The sequence below is a fragment of the Pseudomonas sp. MD330_10 genome, assembly GCF_042610415.1.
Lineage (GTDB): Bacteria > Pseudomonadota > Gammaproteobacteria > Pseudomonadales > Pseudomonadaceae > Aquipseudomonas > Aquipseudomonas rhodesiae.
The window spans coordinates 387,149-404,265 of record NZ_JBHGZU010000001.1 but is presented as its reverse complement, the minus strand read 5'-3'; the positions used below and the strand labels follow the sequence as shown (position 1 = coordinate 404,265).

At 61.4% G+C, this 17,117-nt stretch carries 16 protein-coding genes; 7 read left to right on the top strand and 9 right to left on the bottom strand.

The annotated features are described in order from the left end of the window. Positions 1 to 73 precede the first annotated feature (73 nt). Positions 74 to 2,293, bottom strand: coding sequence for a polyphosphate kinase 1 (gene ppk1 / locus ACFZPT_RS01850; RefSeq protein ID WP_034101410.1), 2,220 nt, complete (start codon positions 2,291 to 2,293; stop codon positions 74 to 76). 17 nt (positions 2,294 to 2,310) lie between these two features. After that, positions 2,311 to 3,324 (bottom strand): porphobilinogen synthase, encoded by a 1,014-nt coding sequence (gene hemB, locus ACFZPT_RS01845; protein ID WP_034101411.1) that lies wholly within the window; start codon positions 3,322 to 3,324, stop codon positions 2,311 to 2,313. A gap of 207 nt (positions 3,325 to 3,531) precedes the next feature. Here hemB and ACFZPT_RS01840 point away from each other — a divergent pair, with 207 nt between their 5' ends. Beyond that, positions 3,532 to 4,167, top strand: coding sequence for a DedA family protein (locus tag ACFZPT_RS01840; RefSeq protein WP_034115429.1), 636 nt, complete (start codon positions 3,532 to 3,534; stop codon positions 4,165 to 4,167). Here the strand turns inward: ACFZPT_RS01840 and ACFZPT_RS01835 are convergent. Further along, complete coding sequence (locus ACFZPT_RS01835) at positions 4,148 to 5,383, bottom strand: sterol desaturase family protein (RefSeq protein WP_099312900.1); 1,236 nt, start codon at positions 5,381 to 5,383, stop codon at positions 4,148 to 4,150. The genes ACFZPT_RS01840 and ACFZPT_RS01835 overlap by 20 nt on opposite strands. 116 nt (positions 5,384 to 5,499) lie before the next feature. Between ACFZPT_RS01835 and elbB the strand changes: the two genes are divergently transcribed. Further along, on the top strand, positions 5,500 to 6,168 hold the full coding sequence (gene elbB, locus ACFZPT_RS01830) for an isoprenoid biosynthesis glyoxalase ElbB (protein WP_099312901.1): 669 nt from the start codon (positions 5,500 to 5,502) through the stop codon (positions 6,166 to 6,168). A gap of 37 nt (positions 6,169 to 6,205) precedes the next feature. Here the strand turns inward: elbB and ACFZPT_RS01825 are convergent, their stop codons facing one another. Further along, positions 6,206 to 6,661 carry a YaiI/YqxD family protein gene (locus tag ACFZPT_RS01825; RefSeq protein WP_034101415.1) on the bottom strand — a complete coding sequence of 152 codons (456 nt, stop codon included), beginning with the start codon at positions 6,659 to 6,661 and terminating at the stop codon, positions 6,206 to 6,208. A gap of 2 nt (positions 6,662 to 6,663) precedes the next feature. Further along, complete coding sequence (locus ACFZPT_RS01820; protein WP_099312902.1) at positions 6,664 to 8,559, bottom strand: FTR1 family protein; 1,896 nt, start codon at positions 8,557 to 8,559, stop codon at positions 6,664 to 6,666. 267 nt (positions 8,560 to 8,826) lie between these two features. Here ACFZPT_RS01820 and ACFZPT_RS01815 point away from each other — a divergent pair, with 267 nt between their 5' ends. From ACFZPT_RS01815 to ACFZPT_RS01800, 4 genes are read left to right on the top strand one after another with little or no spacing between them, the layout of a single operon-like run. After that, positions 8,827 to 10,224, top strand: a complete 1,398-nt coding sequence (locus tag ACFZPT_RS01815; RefSeq protein WP_034115433.1) for a COG3014 family protein — start codon at positions 8,827 to 8,829, stop codon at positions 10,222 to 10,224. A gap of 10 nt (positions 10,225 to 10,234) precedes the next feature. Further along, complete coding sequence (locus ACFZPT_RS01810) at positions 10,235 to 10,606, top strand: YcfL family protein (protein ID WP_034101418.1); 372 nt, start codon at positions 10,235 to 10,237, stop codon at positions 10,604 to 10,606. Between the two features lie 29 nt (positions 10,607 to 10,635). Next, on the top strand, positions 10,636 to 11,223 hold the full coding sequence (lpoB, locus tag ACFZPT_RS01805) for a penicillin-binding protein activator LpoB (RefSeq protein ID WP_034101419.1): 588 nt from the start codon (positions 10,636 to 10,638) through the stop codon (positions 11,221 to 11,223). A gap of 3 nt (positions 11,224 to 11,226) precedes the next feature. Next, positions 11,227 to 11,967 carry a hypothetical protein gene (locus ACFZPT_RS01800; protein ID WP_034101420.1) on the top strand — a complete coding sequence of 247 codons (741 nt, stop codon included), beginning with the start codon at positions 11,227 to 11,229 and terminating at the stop codon, positions 11,965 to 11,967. Positions 11,968 to 12,103: 136 nt separating this feature from the next. Here ACFZPT_RS01800 and ACFZPT_RS01795 read toward each other — a convergent pair whose 3' ends face one another. The 3 genes from ACFZPT_RS01795 to ACFZPT_RS01785 form a co-directional block, all read right to left on the bottom strand. Next, a complete protein-coding gene (locus ACFZPT_RS01795; RefSeq protein ID WP_034101421.1) occupies positions 12,104 to 12,736 on the bottom strand; it encodes a LysE family transporter in 633 nt (210 codons plus the stop codon). Positions 12,737 to 12,823: 87 nt separating this feature from the next. Then, complete coding sequence (locus ACFZPT_RS01790; protein WP_034101422.1) at positions 12,824 to 13,390, bottom strand: mechanosensitive ion channel family protein; 567 nt, start codon at positions 13,388 to 13,390, stop codon at positions 12,824 to 12,826. Then, positions 13,390 to 15,300, bottom strand: coding sequence for an ATP-binding cassette domain-containing protein (locus tag ACFZPT_RS01785; RefSeq protein WP_099312903.1), 1,911 nt, complete (start codon positions 15,298 to 15,300; stop codon positions 13,390 to 13,392). Before ACFZPT_RS01785 ends, ACFZPT_RS01790 begins: the two co-directional genes overlap by 1 nt. Positions 15,301 to 15,350: 50 nt before the next feature. Between ACFZPT_RS01785 and ACFZPT_RS01780 the strand changes: the two genes are divergently transcribed. Then, positions 15,351 to 15,818: a TIGR02444 family protein gene (locus ACFZPT_RS01780; RefSeq protein WP_034101424.1), complete on the top strand. Its 468-nt coding sequence runs from the start codon at positions 15,351 to 15,353 to the stop codon at positions 15,816 to 15,818. Here ACFZPT_RS01780 and ACFZPT_RS01775 read toward each other — a convergent pair. Further along, positions 15,815 to 16,993 (bottom strand): AlgP family protein, encoded by a 1,179-nt coding sequence (locus ACFZPT_RS01775; RefSeq protein ID WP_099312904.1) that lies wholly within the window; start codon positions 16,991 to 16,993, stop codon positions 15,815 to 15,817. The two genes, ACFZPT_RS01780 and ACFZPT_RS01775, sit on opposite strands and share 4 nt — an antisense overlap. Between the last annotated feature and the right edge of the window lie 124 nt (positions 16,994 to 17,117).

Sequence of the window (17,117 nt, the reverse complement as noted above, 5' to 3'; positions counted from 1 at the left end):
GTCAACAGATTCAGTGACTGCTCCACCGTCATCGGGGGCAAGCCCCCTCCCACCTTTCAGACATCGTCGGTTTTTAGTTCACCGCCAGGATCGGGCTACCCAACTTTTCCAACAACGTTGCCTGCGCGCTGCGCGGGTTCTGGTTGCCGGTCGGGGTGTTGCGCACGTAGCGCCCGTCGGACTGCAGGCTCCAGCTGTGGGTGTTATCGGTCAGATAACTCTCCAGCTCTTTCTTGACCCGCATGATCAGCTTCTTGCCTTCCACCGGGAAACAGGTCTCGACGCGCTTATCGAGGTTACGTTCCATCCAGTCGGCGCTGGAGAGGAACATCTGCTCTTCGCCGCCGTTGAGGAAGTAGAACACGCGGGTGTGCTCCAGGAAGCGACCAATGATCGAACGCACATGGATGTTGTGCGAAACCCCGACGATCCCCGGACGCAGGCAGCACATGCCACGCACCACCAGGTCGATACGCACACCGGACTGGCTGGCCTTGTACAGCGCACGGATGATTTTCGGGTCGGTCAACGAGTTGAACTTGGCAATGATGTGCGCCGGCTTGCCGTCGAGGGCGAACTGGGTTTCGCGGGCAATCATGTCGAGCATGCCCTTCTTCAGGGTGAACGGCGCGTGCAACAGCTTCTTCATGCGCAGGGTCTTGCCCATGCCGATCAACTGGCTGAACAACTTGCCGACGTCCTCGCACAAGGCGTCGTCGGAGGTCAGCAGGCTGTAGTCGGTGTAAAGCTTGGCGTTACCGGCGTGGTAGTTGCCGGTGCCCAGGTGGGCATAACGCACGATCTCGCCGGCCTCGCGGCGTAGGATCAGCATCATCTTGGCGTGGGTCTTGAAGCCCACCACGCCGTAGATCACCACCGCACCGGCCGCTTGCAGGCGGCTAGCCAGTTGCAGGTTGGACTCTTCGTCGAACCGCGCGCGCAGTTCGATAACCGCGGTGACTTCCTTACCGTTACGCGCGGCGTCCACCAGCGCATCGACGATTTCCGAGTTGGCGCCGGAGCGGTACAGGGTCTGGCGCACCGCCAATACATGGGGGTCCTTGGCGGCCTGACGCAGCAGGTCCACCACAGGCGTGAACGACTCGAAGGGGTGCAGTAGCAGAATGTCCTGCTTGCTCACGACGCTGAAGATGTTCTCGCTGTTTTGCAGCAGCTTGGGGATCTGCGGGGTGAACGGCGTGTATTGCAGCTCCGGGTGGCTGTCCAGACCGGTGATGCTGAACAGACGCGTGAGGTTGACCGGGCCATTGACCTGATACAGCTCGCTCTCGCCCAGGTTGAACTGCTTGAGCAGGTAGTCCGACAGGTGTTTGGGGCAGGTATCGGCCACCTCTAGACGCACCGCATCGCCGTAGCGCCGCGAGAACAGCTCGCCGCGCAGGGCACGGGCCAAGTCTTCGACGTCTTCGGAGTCCAGCGCCAGGTCGGCGTTACGGGTCAGGCGGAACTGGTAGCAGCCCTTGACCTTCATGCCTTGGAACAGGTCGTCGGCGTGGGCGTGGATCATCGACGACAGGAATACATAGTTGTCGCCAGCGCCCCCCACCTCTTCCGGTACCTTGATGATCCGTGGCAACAAGCGCGGCGCCGGGATAATCGCCAGGCCGGAGTCGCGCCCGAAGGCGTCGATGCCTTCCAGTTCGACGATGAAGTTCAAGCTCTTGTTCACCAGCAGCGGGAACGGGTGAGTCGGGTCAAGGCCGATGGGGGTGATGATCGGCGCGATCTCGTCGCGGAAGTAGCGACGCACCCAGGTCTTGATCTTGGTGGTCCAGTGACGGCGACGGATAAAGCGAACCTGATGCTTTTCCAGTTCCGGCAGGAGAATGTCGTTGAGGATCGCGTATTGGCGATCCACATGGCCGTGGACCAGCTCGCTGATGCGCGCCAGCGCCTGGTGCGGCTGCAGGCCGTCGGCGCCGGCCTGTTCGCGGGCAAAAGTGATTTGCTTTTTAAGGCCCGCCACGCGGATTTCGAAGAACTCATCCAGGTTGCTGGAGAAGATCAGCAGGAACTTCAGCCGCTCCAGCAAGGGATAAGACTCATCCAGCGCCTGCTCCAACACGCGAATGTTGAATTGCAGTTGCGACAGCTCGCGATGAATGTACAGGCTGCTGTCATCCAGATTGACCACCGGCGGCGCCGGGGCTGGCACCGGCACTTCAGCGACGACGGGCGCGAGCGGCTCATGTTCCGGGGGTGTCTCGGAGACTTGCTCCACCACCGGGTGGGCGTCTTTTACGGCAACTTCGGAGAGTCCTTCGGTATTCATCGAGTGTCCTGTGAGAGCTACGGTTGCGCTCTAAGCAATTGGGCGGCGCGGGCGGCAAAGTAGGTCAGAATGCCATCAGCTCCGGCACGTTTAAAGGCAGTCAGGGATTCAAGGATCACTCCCTCACTCAACCATCCATTCTGTATTGCGGCCATGTGCATCGCGTATTCGCCGCTGACCTGATAAACGAAGGTCGGCACCTTGAACTCCTCTTTGACCCGATAAAGGATGTCCAGGTACGGCATTCCGGGCTTGACCATCACCATGTCAGCCCCTTCGGCCAGATCGGCGGCCACTTCGTGCAAGGCCTCATGGCTGTTGGCCGGGTCCATCTGGTACGAAGCCTTATTGGCTTTGCCCAGGTTCAGCGCCGAGCCCACCGCGTCGCGGAACGGGCCGTAGTAGGCGCTGGCGTACTTGGCCGAGTAGGCCATGATCCGCACATTGACGTGACCGGCCAGCTCCAGGGCTTCGCGAATCGCCTGGATGCGTCCGTCCATCATGTCCGACGGCGCCACCACCTGCGCCCCGGCCGCAGCGTGGGACAACGCCTGCTTGACCAGCGCATCGACGGTGATGTCGTTCTCAACATAGCCGTCGGCGTCCAGAATGCCATCCTGACCATGGGTGGTGAACGGGTCCAGCGCCACGTCGGTGATCACCCCCAACTCCGGGAAGCGTTCGCGCAATGCGCGGGTGGCGCGCTGAGCAATACCTTGCGGGTTCCAGGCTTCGGCAGCATCCAGGGACTTGAGTTCAGTGGGCGTGACGGGAAACAACGCCAGCGCCGGAATACCCAGTTCAACCCAGCCAGCCGCCTCCTCAAGCAGCAGGTCGATGGTCAAACGCTCCACCCCAGGCATCGACGCCACGGCTTCGCGGCGGTTCTCACCGTCCAGCACAAACACCGGCAGGATCAGATCATCGGTCGTCAGCACGTTTTCACGCACCAGGCGGCGAGAAAAATCATCACGGCGATTGCGACGCAGGCGGGTAGCGGGGAACAAGCGATTGGCAGGGGTAAAGCTCACGACAGACTCCTGAGCCCGGGTTCACGGGCGAGCGTTGCAGTTATAAGCGGCCATTATGACGAAGGAATGACAGTTGTGCTTATCGATGCGACCTGTCGTCGCATTCGTCGTTTATGTAGGAATTGTTCACTTCGTGACACATCTCGATACTTTCATGAATGTTCGCGAAGGCGTAGGCTGCGCGTTCATTTCGCCAGCACCCAGACCATGCTTCAACAATTTCTGCATGACTTCGGCTACTTTGCCCTCTTCCTCGGCACCTTCTTCGAAGGCGAAACCATCCTGGTGCTCGCAGGCTTTCTGGCGTTCCGTGGTTACATGGATATCAACCTGGTGGTGGTCGTTGCCTTCTTCGGCAGCTACGCCGGCGACCAGCTCTGGTACTACATGGGACGCAAGCATGGCCGCAAGCTGCTGGCGCGCAAGCCGCGCTGGCAACTGATGGGTGACAAGGCCCTGGAGCATATCCGCAAGCACCCGGACATCTGGGTGCTGAGCTTTCGCTTCGTCTACGGCTTGCGCACCGTGATGCCGGTGGCAATCGGGCTGTCCGGCTACCCGCCGTTACGCTACTTGATCCTTAATGGCATCGGTGCCGCGATCTGGGCCGCCGCGCTGGGCGCAGCGGCTTACCACTTTGGCGCCGTGCTAGAAGGCATGCTCGGCAGCGTCAAGAAGTACGAGCTGTGGGTGTTGGGCGCATTGCTGGTACTGGGTTTTGGCCTGTGGGTGCGCCGCCGCTTCAAAAACGCGCGTATCGCCCGTCAGGCATGCGCCGACGCACAAGCCCAGAGCGCTGCCGAGCCGGTGCCGGTGGAGAAACCTAAGACGCCAGTCGAGTAAGCCGGCTTCTGCAGCAGTAGAGGCCGATCACGCTGAGCAAGCTGTAACTGGCCAGGCCCAGCCAGCCCAGGCTGCTTGCCGGCCATAGCCCGACCAACGGCGCCAGCCATACCAGCGGCGCATTCAGCGCCAGGCGCAGCAGCTCAGCCTTCAACGCCCACGGGCGATTTTCCAGGGCCACGCCTAAGGTAAACAGCCCCAACGCCATCGCCCCCCAACCCAGGACCAGCGCCGCCTTGGGCAGACCTTCGCCGACGTTCATCAAGTAACTGCCAAACCCCACATACGCCGCAAATTGCACGGCCACGTACACCTGCTGACGCACATCCAGCGGCACTTCATATTTGCGGAACTGGCTCAAGTCGGGCTTGGCCAATGGGTATTTGGCCTTCACATCCGCCGGGCGCCAGCCGGTGCGCATAAACCAGATGCGCAGCTTGTCCCACAGGCTCTGCGTTCGCCGCGCATCGCTACACAGTTGCGCATAGAACTGCAGATTGGCCCACAACGGGTTCCAACTGGCCAGGGGCGTGGTCACGCCGAAAATCACCGGTTCGTTTTCGTCTTCTTCTTGGAAACTGCCGAACAGGCGGTCCCAAATAATGAACACCCCACCGTAGTTGCGATCCATGTAGAGAGCGTTCTGTGCATGGTGGGCCCGATGATTGGACGGAGTAACGAAGAACCACTCGAACCAGCCGAGCTTGGGCACATGCCGTGTATGGACCCAGAATTGATACAGCAAATTGAGCGACGCCACGCTGATAAACACCACCAATGGCACGCCGACCACCGCCAGGGGCAGGTAGAAAATCCAGCTCAGCAGAAACCCCGTGCTGGTCTGGCGCAGGGCCGTGGTGAGGTTGTAGTCCTCGCTCTGATGGTGCACCGAGTGCGCGGCCCACAGAATATTGCGCTCATGCCCCATGCGATGCAGCCAGTAGTAGCAGAAGTCATAGAACACAAAGGCGAACAGCCACGTCCAAGGGCTCTGCGCCGGCAAATCGAACAGCGCCAGATGCTTGAGAGCGAACGCGTAGGTCAACACGCCCACGCCCTTGGTCAACAGCCCCGTGGTGGTAGACAGCACACCGGTGCTCAGGCTGTTGATGGCATCCGCCACCCGGTAATTGCGCTGTCCGCGCCAACGGTCGGCAAGCAGCTCCACCACGATCAAGGCAATGAAAAACGGTACCGCGTAAGGCACGAAGTCCATGGGCAAGTCCGGTCTATTTTTGTTACATCAAGATTAGGTGCAGCGCTGTGAGATCCCATTGGCAACAGGTTACAAATTAGTAGACATTTAACGCCAAGAACCCAGGAGAAATGCCCATGAGCAAAAAGATTGCAGTGATCCTTTCCGGCTGCGGCGTGTATGACGGCGCAGAGATCCACGAAAGCGTGATCACTTTGCTGCGCCTGGATCAGCGCGGCGCTCAGGTCCAATGTTTCGCACCCGATATCGAGCAACACCACGTCATCAATCACCTGACCGGCGAAGAAATGCCAGAAACGCGCAACGTGCTGGTGGAGTCGGCGCGCATCGCCCGTGGCGAGGTGAAGGACATCAGCCAGGCCAATGTCGACGACTTCGATGCTCTGATCGTACCCGGCGGGTTTGGCGCGGCGAAGAACCTGTCGAATTTTGCCAGCGAAGGCACCGCATGCAGCGTCAACCCGCAGGTGCTGGCGTTTGCGGAGGCCTTCGCCGAGGCGAGCAAACCCGTAGGGCTGATCTGCATCTCGCCGGCCCTGGCCGCGAAGATCTACGGCCCGGGCGTAACCTGCACCATCGGCAACGATGCCGACACCGCAGCCGCCCTGGGCAAGATGGGCGCCACTCACCAGGAGTGCACGGTTGAAGACATCGTCGAGGACAAAGCGCGCAAACTGGTAAGCACGCCGGCCTATATGCTGGGCAAGAACATCAGCGAGGTGGCGTCAGGCATCAATAAGTTGGTGGATCGCGTGCTGGAGCTGACCCACGAGAACGACGAGTGATCGCCTGACCGGCACTATGCGGTAAGCCGCTCCACCCTCAACCCTGGCGCATCAGTTGCGTAAGGATTCGGTCCAGCGCATTGGCAAACGCCTGCTTATCCTTCTCCCCATGGGGCGGTGGTCCGCCGCCCATCTGGCCCTGTTCACGCAAGTCGGTGAACAGGTTGCGCACCGCCAACCGCTCGCTCATGTTCGCCGGGCTGAACTCCTTGCCTCGCGGGTCCAGCGCGGTGACACCCTTTTTCACCAAGCGATCGGCCAGTGGCACGTCGCTGCAGATCACCAACTCGCCGGGCACCGCGTGCTCAACCAGGTAGTCATCGGCGGCGTCCGGGCCGCTGGGTACCACGATCAGCTTCACGCAGGCAAAAGCCGGTTTGATCTGGCTCTGCCCGGCCACCAGCACCACCTCGAACTGGCGCTTGAGGGCGAACTTCACCACCAGGTCCTTGGCCGCGCGCGGGCAGGCGTCGGCATCGATCCAGACGCGCACGGTTATACCGCCACTCGGCGCTTCTCGGCCAAACGACTGCGGCCGTACAGCACCACAATCGCCAGGATCGCCACCACCTGCGCACTCAGCGAGTAAGCGTCGGCGTGGATGCCCAGCCAGTCGAAGTCAAAGAACGCCACCGGCCGTGTACCGAATACACCCGCCTCCTGCAATGCCTTGACACCATGCCCAGCGAACACCACCGACAGCGCGCACAGCAGCGCCGCGTTAATACCGAAGAACAGCGCCAGCGGCAGCTTCGCCGAGCCGCGCAGGATCACCCAGGCCAGCCCCACCAGCAGCACCAGCGCGGTGGCGCCCCCCGCCAACACTGCGTTATGCCCAGCCGGGCCGGCTTGCAGCCACAAGGTTTCGTAGAACAGGATCACTTCGAACAGCTCGCGGTATACCGAGAAAAACGCCAGCACCGCGAAACCGAAGCGTCCACCGCCGCCCACCAGGCTGCTCTTGATGTAGTCCTGCCAGGCCGCCGCGTGGCGCCGGTCGTGCATCCACACTCCCAGCCACAGCACCATCACGCTGGCGAACAACGCCGTGCACCCTTCCAGCAATTCACGCTGGGCACCGCTGACATCAATCACATACGCCGCCAACGCCCAGGTAGCCAGGCCGGCCAACAGCGCCAAACCCCAGCCGGCGTTGACGCTACGCACCGCCGATTGCTGGCCGGTGTTACGCAGGAACGCCAGGATCGCCGCCAGCACCAGGATCGCTTCCAGGCCCTCACGCAGCAGGATCAGCAAACCGGAGATGTAACTCAACGACCAGCTCAGGCCATCGCCACCGAGCAAACCGGCCGATGCGGCGAGCTTGGCTTTGGCCACGTCCAGGCGTTGTTGCACCTGCTTGATCGGCAACCCGTCCTGCAACGACTGCCGATAGGCCATCAGGGCCTTTTCGGTGTCTTTGCGCACGTTGGCGTCGACGTTGTCCAGGGAGCTTTCCACCAGCTCGAAGCCTTCCAGGTACGCCGCTACCGACAGGTCATAGGCTTGTTCGTGATCGCCATTGCGGTACGCAGCCAGGCTCTTGTCCAAGGTGCTCGCGGTGTAGTCGAGCAACTGTGCCGGGCCGCGCTTGACCTGCGGCGGCTGCGCGCGCTGGGCGCGGAAGGCCGCGGCAGCTGCGGCGCCGTCAGCGGCCAGCACTTCATTGGGGGTACGACGGGCCAGGTCGGCGAGGTTGAACGGCTGCTCGCTCTTGGCGGCCGCCGGGTCGGCGGTAAATTCGGCGATGTAGGTGGCCAGGTCCCAACGCTGGCGGTCATCCAATTGATCGGCGAACGCCGGCATGTCGGTGCCTTCGACGCCCAGGCCCAAAGTGTTGTAGATCGCGTAGAGACTCAGGCGATCCAGCCGCGCGGCGTCCCGCAGATTCGCCGGCGGCGGCGTAAGGCCCACACCCGCCGGGCCATCGCCAGCGCCGGCTGTGCCGTGACATACCGAGCAATGCTGGGCGTAGAGGGGTGCGCCGCGCGTTGGGTCGGGCGTGATGGCCGGGGCCTGGCTCACTTCATAAGCCACCGCCAACTTGGCGCCCAACTGCCGAGCCTGGCGGGCAACGGTGGCACCGTCCTGACGAGCGGTCACCGCTGTGCGCAGTTCTTCGACGCCTGTTACCAGTTCGTCGCGTTCCGGCTTGGCCGGCAAGTCCGCTACCAAACCTTGCAACACCCCAAGGAACTCAACTTGTTCACGGTATTCCGAAGGGTCCACCACCTTGCCCGCGTCTACCGTCGGCGGGTAATCAGCACCGATGTAATCCAGTAAATGCAGGGCTTGGGGCGCGCCCTCGGCCGTCGCGGCCAACAGGTTGAAGCTGCACGACATCAACGCCGGCAACACCAGCCAGGCGAGAAAACGGTGGGGGGCAGTCATGAATGAATCTCAAAGGGAAATACGAAGTAACACATTGTTTAACGTTAAAGGCTTTGACTCAAGCCGTTCGTGATTTAGCACACCTGAGCGCAACCGTTTAATCCGTCAGTAGTGGCATTTTTGTTAATCGCATCACAGCAAAAAGCCATTGTTTTGCCAGTTATGGCGCCTATAATGCCGCGCCCTGTTAGTGCGAAAGGGAATGTCATTCCGGATTTTTATGCGAAATGACCACATTGGCTGACAACTTTCAGGGAAGAAATCTGCATGGCATTTCGCGCTTTAACCCCGCTCACGCTCGCGGCGGTAACCTTGCTGTCCGGTTGTTCGATGTTCCGCAGCTACGACACCGAGCTGCAAGCCACTAACCAGCAACTGGCCACCGGCAACGTCGATGCCGCCCTGACCCTGCTGGAAAAGAACAACACCGGCGAAGACAAAGACCTGCTCTATTTCTTCGAAAAAGGTGAATTGCTGCGCGCCAAAGGCGACCTCACCGGCAGCCAGACCGCCTGGCGCAGCGCGGACCTGCAAGTCTTCAAGTGGGAAGAATCGGTCAAGTTCGATAGCGCGAAGTACCTCGCCCAGTTCGGCAGCTTCGTGGCCAACGACAAGGTTCGGCGCTACGAAGGCTACGACTACGAAAAAGTCATGCTGACCACCCAGATGGCCCTGAACCTGCTGGCCGTGAACGACTTCGACGGCGCCCGCACCGAGATCAAGAAAACCCACGAACGCGAAGCGGTGATCGCCGAGCTGCGCGATAAGGAATACCTCAAGCGCGAGGGCGAAGCCGAGCGAGAAGGCGTGACCACCCAGTTGAAAGACCTCAACGGTTACCCGGTGGAAGCCCTGAACGCCCCGGAGGTGGTCGGCCTGAAAAACAGTTACCAGAGCGCGTTCAGCCATTATCTTGCCGGCTTCGTCTATGAAGCCCTGGGCGAAAAAGACCTGGCCGCCCCTGGCTATCGCAAGGCAGCCGAATTGCGCCCTAACACTCCGCTGCTGGAACAGGCCTTGCGGGACCTGGACAAGTCCAAGGTCGGCGCCAATGAAACCGACGTGCTGATTGTGGTGCAGAGCGGCCTTGCGCCGGCCCGCGACTCGATCCGCCTGCCGTTGCCGATCCCCATCAACGGCAACCTGGTGATTACCCCGCTGTCGTTCCCGGTGATCAAAGCCGACACCTCCACCGCCACCTTCGCCCAGATCGGGGTGGACGGTCAGCAACAGAACCTCACCGCGCTCAACAGCACCACTGCCATGTCCCGCCGCGCCCTGCGTGACGACATGCCGGGGATCATCCTGCGCACTACCGTACGCGCAGTCAGCCGTGGTGTGGCGCAGAACAACCTGAACAAGACCAACCCCATGGCCGGCCTGGTGCTGGGCATCGCCTCGGCCGTGACCGAAGGCGCCGACACACGCACTTGGCGCACCTTGCCGGACATGACCCAAGTGACGCGCCTGCGCCTCAAGCACGGCGAGCACCAGGTCAGCCTGCCCAACGCATTGGGCGGCACGCTGGTGACGGTCAAGGCCGATCAGCGCTACCAGGTGATCACCCTGCGCGTGGTGGGCAATCAGGTGTTCGCCGGCGGCCTCGCGGCCCATGTGGTGCCGAGCAGCACGCCCCAGGCGATCGCCACCCTCAAACAACCTTAAGGAGCACGCTATGCGTCATTTCATCCTCGGCGCTTTGGCGCTGGTCCTGCTCGCCGGCTGCGCCACCCCGCCGCCACCGGCACCCGGCAGCGCCGCCAGCAAAATCGTAGTGATGGGCAAATTCAAGGGCATCGCCGTCGGCGCTATCCGCGTCGCGCGGGAGAACGGCTTCCTGACCGCCAAAGTGCAACTGAGCAACATCACCAGCAGCAACCAGACGATGTATTACCGCTTCGCCTGGCTGGGCGCCGACGGCTTCCCGGTAGGCGACGAAGAGACTTGGAAAGTGCTCAACCTGTATGCCAACCAGGCCACTTTCCTGCCGGCCATCGCCAACCTGCCCCAGGCGGCGGATTTCCGTCTTGAAGTGAAAACCCCTTGAGCCGCTCATCCTTTCTGAGAGATTTCCCCATGTTTGCACGCTTCTCGATGCTCGCCGTGGTCGCCGTTCTGGCCAGCGGTTGCGCCAATACCTCGCCAGTACTCGGCAGCAAGAACATCAACTACGGCGATACCAAGGCCGTGGAAACAGTCACCAACGAGTTCGGCTCCACCGACTTGCAGATGATCGCCGAAAGCATGACCCGCTCCCTGGCCCAGTCCGGCGTGCTGCGAGGCCGCCCGGTGGTGCAGGTGTATGACGTGAAGAACAAGACCAGCGAGTACATCGATACCCGCGAGATCACCACGTCGATCAAGACTCAGTTGATGAAGACTGGCACCGCGCGCTTCGCCAGCGACAACACCGACATGCAGAGCCAGGTCGACCAGCTCAAGCTGCAAAACCAGAGCGGCCTGTACAAGAAGTCCACGGTCAGCAAGACCGGCAACATGATCGCCGCGCAGTACCGTCTGGAAGGCTCCATCAGCTCCATTGTCAAACGCAGCGCGGACTACAAGGACGTGTTTTACAAGTTCAGCCTGCAACTGATCGACGTCGAAAGCGGCGTGGCCGAATGGATGGACGAAAAAGAAATCCGCAAAACCACGGAGCGCTAAGCAATGCGTGTATGGATCGGCATGATCGGCCTGCTGTGCGCCTTTGGCGCCTCGGCCGCGCCTAAGATCGCGGTGACCGACCTGGCCTACGAGGCACGGGTCGAGGAATACATCCACCAGGTCTCGGCCAGCGACACCTTCCAGGCCAGCGCTTATCACGCCAGTGGCGCCTCCAATTACAGCGAGTACGAAAGCCGTACCAGCTATATCGAGCAGACCGAGCTGCGTAAATTCAGCGGTGATATCAAGGGCGAGATCCTCAAGTCACGGCAGTTCCAGCTGGTGCAGGGCACGCCCTACACCGCCGATGCTAAGGGTGACGTCTACGACGTGATCAAACGCATCAAGGCCGGCCACTTCAAGGGTGCCGATTATGTGCTGTTCGGCACGTTGTCGGACATCGACTTCACCCAGGACATCAACGCCCTGGACAACACCAACAGTTACTCCGCGGTGCTGGGCCTGACATTGGTGGCGGACTTCAGCCTGATCAACACCCGTACCTACGAGATCACCTCGGCGTTTACCGCCATGGGCGAAGGCCAGGACACCAAACTGGTCAACAGCCGTGACATCCGCGTGAGCTTGAACCGGCCACGGGTGGTGAAGGAAGTGTCGAAAGCGCTGGGTGAGGATGTGGCCAGGCAGTTGGCAGAGCAGTTGGGCGGTGGCTATCAGGAACCTGGCCAACCGGCACCGCGTAACAACCTGCCAAGGGATGAAGCGCCGAAGATTCTGCGCTGAGCGGTAATCCCCCAGGCAACACAAAACCAATGTGGGAGGGGGCTTGCCCCCGATGGCGGTGCCTCAGCTACAGCTAAGCTGACTGACACGCTGCTATCGGGGGCAAGCCCCCTCTCACACGTTTAGCGACCGAGCTTTACGCCGTTGCGCGATGCAAGCTGGCCAGGAAACCCGCTGCCCCCACGAACAATCCGGCAAACGTTCGGTTTACCCGCTTTTGCTGCGTGGGCGTGCGCAACAGGCGTAGGACTTTGGACGCCAACCCCGTATAGCCCGCCATCACGATCATATCGACGCTGATCATCGTCGCGCCGATGATCAAATACTGAGCCAGCAACGGCGCCTGCGGGTTCACGAATTGCGGCAACACCGCGAGCATGAACACCAAGGCCTTGGGGTTGCTGGCGTTGACCAGGAAGCCACGGAACATCATCGCCATCGGCTTGCCGATGGGGCGTACGGCCGCGTCATCGGTCATGTCCAGCGGCAAGGCACGCCATTGCTTGATGGCCAGGTACACGAGGTACGCCACACCAAACCATTTGATCGCATAGAACGCGGTGGACGACGCAGCCAGGATGGCACCCAGGCCACCCGCCACCACGGCAATCTGCATCGCCAGGCCCAGTTGCAGGCCGATGGCGTTCCAGTAACCGCGTAAAAAACCGTATTGCAGGCCGCTGGACATCGACGCAATGGCGCCGGCGCCCGGGGAAAGGGAGATGATCCAACTGGCCAGGAAAAAGGCCAGCCATGTATCGAGAGCCATGACATACCTCGCGTGAGAATAAGCGGTGGAGCCTTAAGCTAACTCCGCCGACCAGAGGCTGGCTATCGGTTTTTATCACCGTGCAGGCTAGCGATCGCCCGGAAACACGTGGGTACCTGGCCAACGCCGTACCGAACGCTGGAAAAACAGACTGTTAGGCACCTGCACGATCGCGCTGTCGGTACCGGCGGCCTCCACTTCAACCAGTGTGGTGTAGAGCAAATTGATTGCCACCACCCGCCCCTTGACGCCCGGTTTGTCGACGGTATCCACCAACTCAACAATGTCGCCGAGGCGAAATGGGCCGACGGTAAAGATCAGAACCGCGCAAAGCAGGTTGGACAATACCGACCACATGGCGAAGAACGCCACGGCGGCGACCGCCACGAAGCCCGACAGTGCCGTCCACAACACGGTGGCGGACACACCCAGGCGCTCCAGAACAAAAATCAGCGCACTCCCCATGATCAGCCAGCGCAGGCCGCCGCGTAGTGGCATCAGCAGCTGCGGTGGGAATGGGTAGCGCTCGCCCAGGCGCGTAAGGACTTTGCTCACAAAGCGCTGCGCCAGGTAACCGGCCAGCAGGATCAACAGGATCTGCACGCCAATCCACACGGGCTCGATCCACTGTGCCGGCAACTGCAACGCTTCCATCAGGACAGCGCCTCCAGCTCCGCTTGCAGGGTTTCGAGCAGTTCGAGGGCTTCCATCCAGGCTTCCTCCAATTGCCCTTCGCGCACCTTGAGCTTGGCCTGTTCGGCGAGCAGGTCACGCAGTTCGTCCTTGCGCGCGGCTTCGTACACGGCGCTGTCGCCGAGGCTGGCTTCGATCTTGGCCAAGCGCTCATGCACCTTGCCCAGCTCAGCTTCCAGCTTGTCGGCTTCGCGCTTGTGCGGCGCCAGCTGCTGACGCAATGCAGCGGCGGCCTGGCGCTGGGCCTTCTTATCGGTTTTGTCCGGATTCACCGGGGTGTTGCTCACCGGCGCATTGCGCAGGCGGTAATCGGTCAGCCAACGGGCGTAGTCGTCGAGGTCGCCGTCGAACTCTTCGACTTTGCCATCGGCCACCAGCAGGAAGTTATCCGTGGTGCTCTTGAGCAAGTGCCGATCGTGGGACACCACCAATACCGCACCACTGAACTCTTGCAACGCCATGGTCAGCGCCAGGCGCATTTCCAGATCCAGGTGGTTGGTCGGTTCGTCGAGCAGCAACAGGTTCGGACGATCCCAGGCGATCAGGGCCAAGGCCAGACGGGCTTTCTCGCCGCCGGAAAAATTCAGCACCGGCTCATCGATGCGCGCGCCACGGAAGTCGAAGCCACCGAGGAAGTCACGCAGGGTCTGCTCGCGCTCGGTCGGCGCCAGGCGTTGCAGGTGCAGCAATGGGCTGGCCTTGGCGTCTAGGGAGTCCAACTGATGCTGGGCGAAGTAACCCACCACGGTGTTCTCGCCACGGGTCAAGCGACCGGCCAGAGGTTCCAGCTCACCCGAGAGGTTCTTGATCAGGGTCGATTTACCCGCGCCGTTAGGCCCCAGCAAACCGATACGCGCCCCCGGCGTGAGTTGCAGCTTGACCTTCTCCAGGATGGTTTTGTCGCCATAACCCAGGCGCGCATCCGAAAGATCCAGCAGTGGGCTCGAAATCTTCACCGACTCGCGGAACACGAAGTCGAACGGCGAATCGACGTGAGCTGCCGACAATTCTTCCATGCGCTCCAGCGCCTTGATCCGGCTCTGGGCCTGGCGGGCCTTGGTGGCCTGAGCCTTGAACCGGGCAATGTAACTTTCCATATGCGCACGTTGCGCCTGCTGCTTCTCGTAAGCCTGTTGTTGCTGGGCCAGGCGTTCGGCACGCGCACGCTCGAACGCGGTGTAGCCGCCGCGGTAGAGGGTGATTTTTTTCTGCTCGACATGGGCGATGTTATCGACCACGGCGTCGAGGAAATCCCGGTCGTGAGAGATCAGCAGCAAAGTGCCCTGATAGCTCTTGAGGAAGTCTTCCAGCCACAGGATCGCATCGAGGTCCAAGTGGTTGGTCGGTTCGTCGAGCAGCAACAGGTCCGAGGGGCACATCAGCGCCTGGGCCAAGTTCAGGCGCATCCGCCAGCCGCCGGAGAAGTCGGCGACCGGGCGGTCCATCTGTTCGTTGGTAAACCCAAGGCCGGCGAGCATCTTGCGAGCGCGGGCGTCGGCGGTGTAGCCGTCGGCGCTGTCGAGCTCCGAGTGCAGGCGCGCCAGAGCTGCGCCATCCTGGGCCTTCTCGGCTTCGGCCAGGTCGTATTGCACCTGGCGCAAGCGCAGGTCGCCATCGAGCACGTAGTCGATCGCGATGCGGTCCAGGGTGTCGATCTCCTGGCGCATATGAGCGATGCGCCAGTCGGCCGGCAGCAGGCAGTCGCCGGAGTCCGGGGTCAGTTCACCCAGCAACAGGGCGAACAGCGTGGATTTGCCGGCGCCGTTGGCACCGATCAGGCCGGCTTTGTGACCGGCGTGCAGGGTCAGCTCGGCGTCTTCGAGAAGACGTTGCGGGCCACGCTGTAATGTTAGGCTTTGAAGTCGGATCATAATGGCGGCGGAGTCTACCAGCTTCGTTGGCCGCTGGCTTGGGTGTGACTATGTGCGCTGACCTGTGGAGCTTTGCTCTCTCGATTTACGCCCGTCCGGGTATGGAAGCCGCCTGCCTGCGGTTGCAGGCGCAAGGGGCCGATGTGTGCCTGATGCTGTGCGGCGTCTGGCTGGAACAGCGCGGCGTTATTCTGACCGACGAGCGAGTGCAGGCACTCAAGCACATCGCCGGGCCTTGGCAGACGCAGGTGATCGAGCCGTTGCGCCAATTGCGCGTGCAATGGCGAGCGAGCGCGCAGCACGACCAGCCGCTGGCGGCCTTAAGGGAACGGATCAAGTCGATGGAGCTGGAAGCCGAACGGCACTTGTTGATGCGTCTTGAAGGGCTGGCCGAGACATGGCCATCGGGCAAGCGGGCAGATCAACAACGATGGTTGGAAAGACTGGCGGCCGAGGATGCCGCCAACCTTGACCACGACGCGCTGCAGCAGCTGCGCGTCGCGGCCACCGGCGCTTAGGAAGCGCTGGTTGGGGTAGTGCTTGGCGCTGCCGGTGCAGGGGTGCTGCTTGCCGGTGCGGTTGGAGCGGTGGCGGCTGCCGGGGTCGCTGCCGGAGTGGCCGGCGTAGGCTTCGCAGCGGCCGGCTTGGCGGCAGCAGGTTTGGCTACTGGCTTAGCGGCGGCGGGCTTAGCTGCTGGTTTGGCTGCTGGCTTAGCGGCAGCGGTTTTAGCCACTGGCTTGGCTGCTGGCTTAGCGGCGGCGGCTTTAGCTGCTGGTTTGGCTGCTGGCTTGGCGGCAACGGTTTTAGCTGCTGGCTTGGCGGCTGGCTTAGCGGCGGCGGTTTTAGCTGCTGGTTTGGCTGCTGGCTTGGCGGCAACGGTTTTAGCTGCTGGCTTGGCGGCTGGCTTGGCGGCAGCGGTTTTAGCTGCTGGTTTGGCGGCTGGCTTAGCGGCAGCGGTTTTAGCTGCTGGCTTGGCGGCTGGCTTAGCGGCAGCGGTTTTAGCTGCTGGCTTGACTGCTGGCTTAGCGGCAGCGGTTTTAGCTGCTGGTTTGGCGGCTGGCTTAGCGGCAGCGGTTTTAGCTGCTGGTTTGGCTGCTGGCTTAGCGGCAGCGGTTTTAGCTGCTGGTTTGGCTGCTGGTTTAGCGGCAGCAGTTTTAGCTGCTGGTTTGGCCGCTGGTTGAGCGGCAGCGGTTTTAGCTGCTGACTTGGCTGCTGGCTTAACGGCAGCGGTTTTAGCCGCTGGTTTGGCCGAAGGCTTCTTCGCCGCGCTTGCTGCAACAGCTTTTACCGGTGTACGAGCACCCAGCACTTTAGCCACGGCTTCTTTTACACGCCCAACGCCCTGGGCCAGTTTCAGGCTTTCCTGAGCATCTTTTTTGAGTTGAGAAATGTAGGCGCGGGTTTCAGCTTGGCGATCCTTGAGAGCGTCCAGCAAGTCCTCAAGTTCTTTAACAGCGTCTTTGGCTTTGGCTTGTGCCTTGGCCTTGCCGGCGGTGGCGGCATCTTGCAATTTGGTGCGGGATTTGTGCAGCTTTTCTTGCGCCTTACCGCGCTGTTTTTCCAACTTGGCGAGCAGTTTTTCTGCATCGGCCAACGCTTGGGAACAGGCGCTTTCCAGATGTTCGAGCAAGCTGCCCGACAGTTGTTGGAGTAAGTGCAACGGGGTATTAACAGGCTTCTGTTTGGCCGACATGGTTTACCTCCTGGCTGACGTGGGTGCGGCTCATACTAGCCCTCTGCTCTTACCGCCGCTAGCGCATGTTGACAGTATCGATTGCCTCGCGTTGCACCGTACGAAAATTCTTATCGTGAGAACG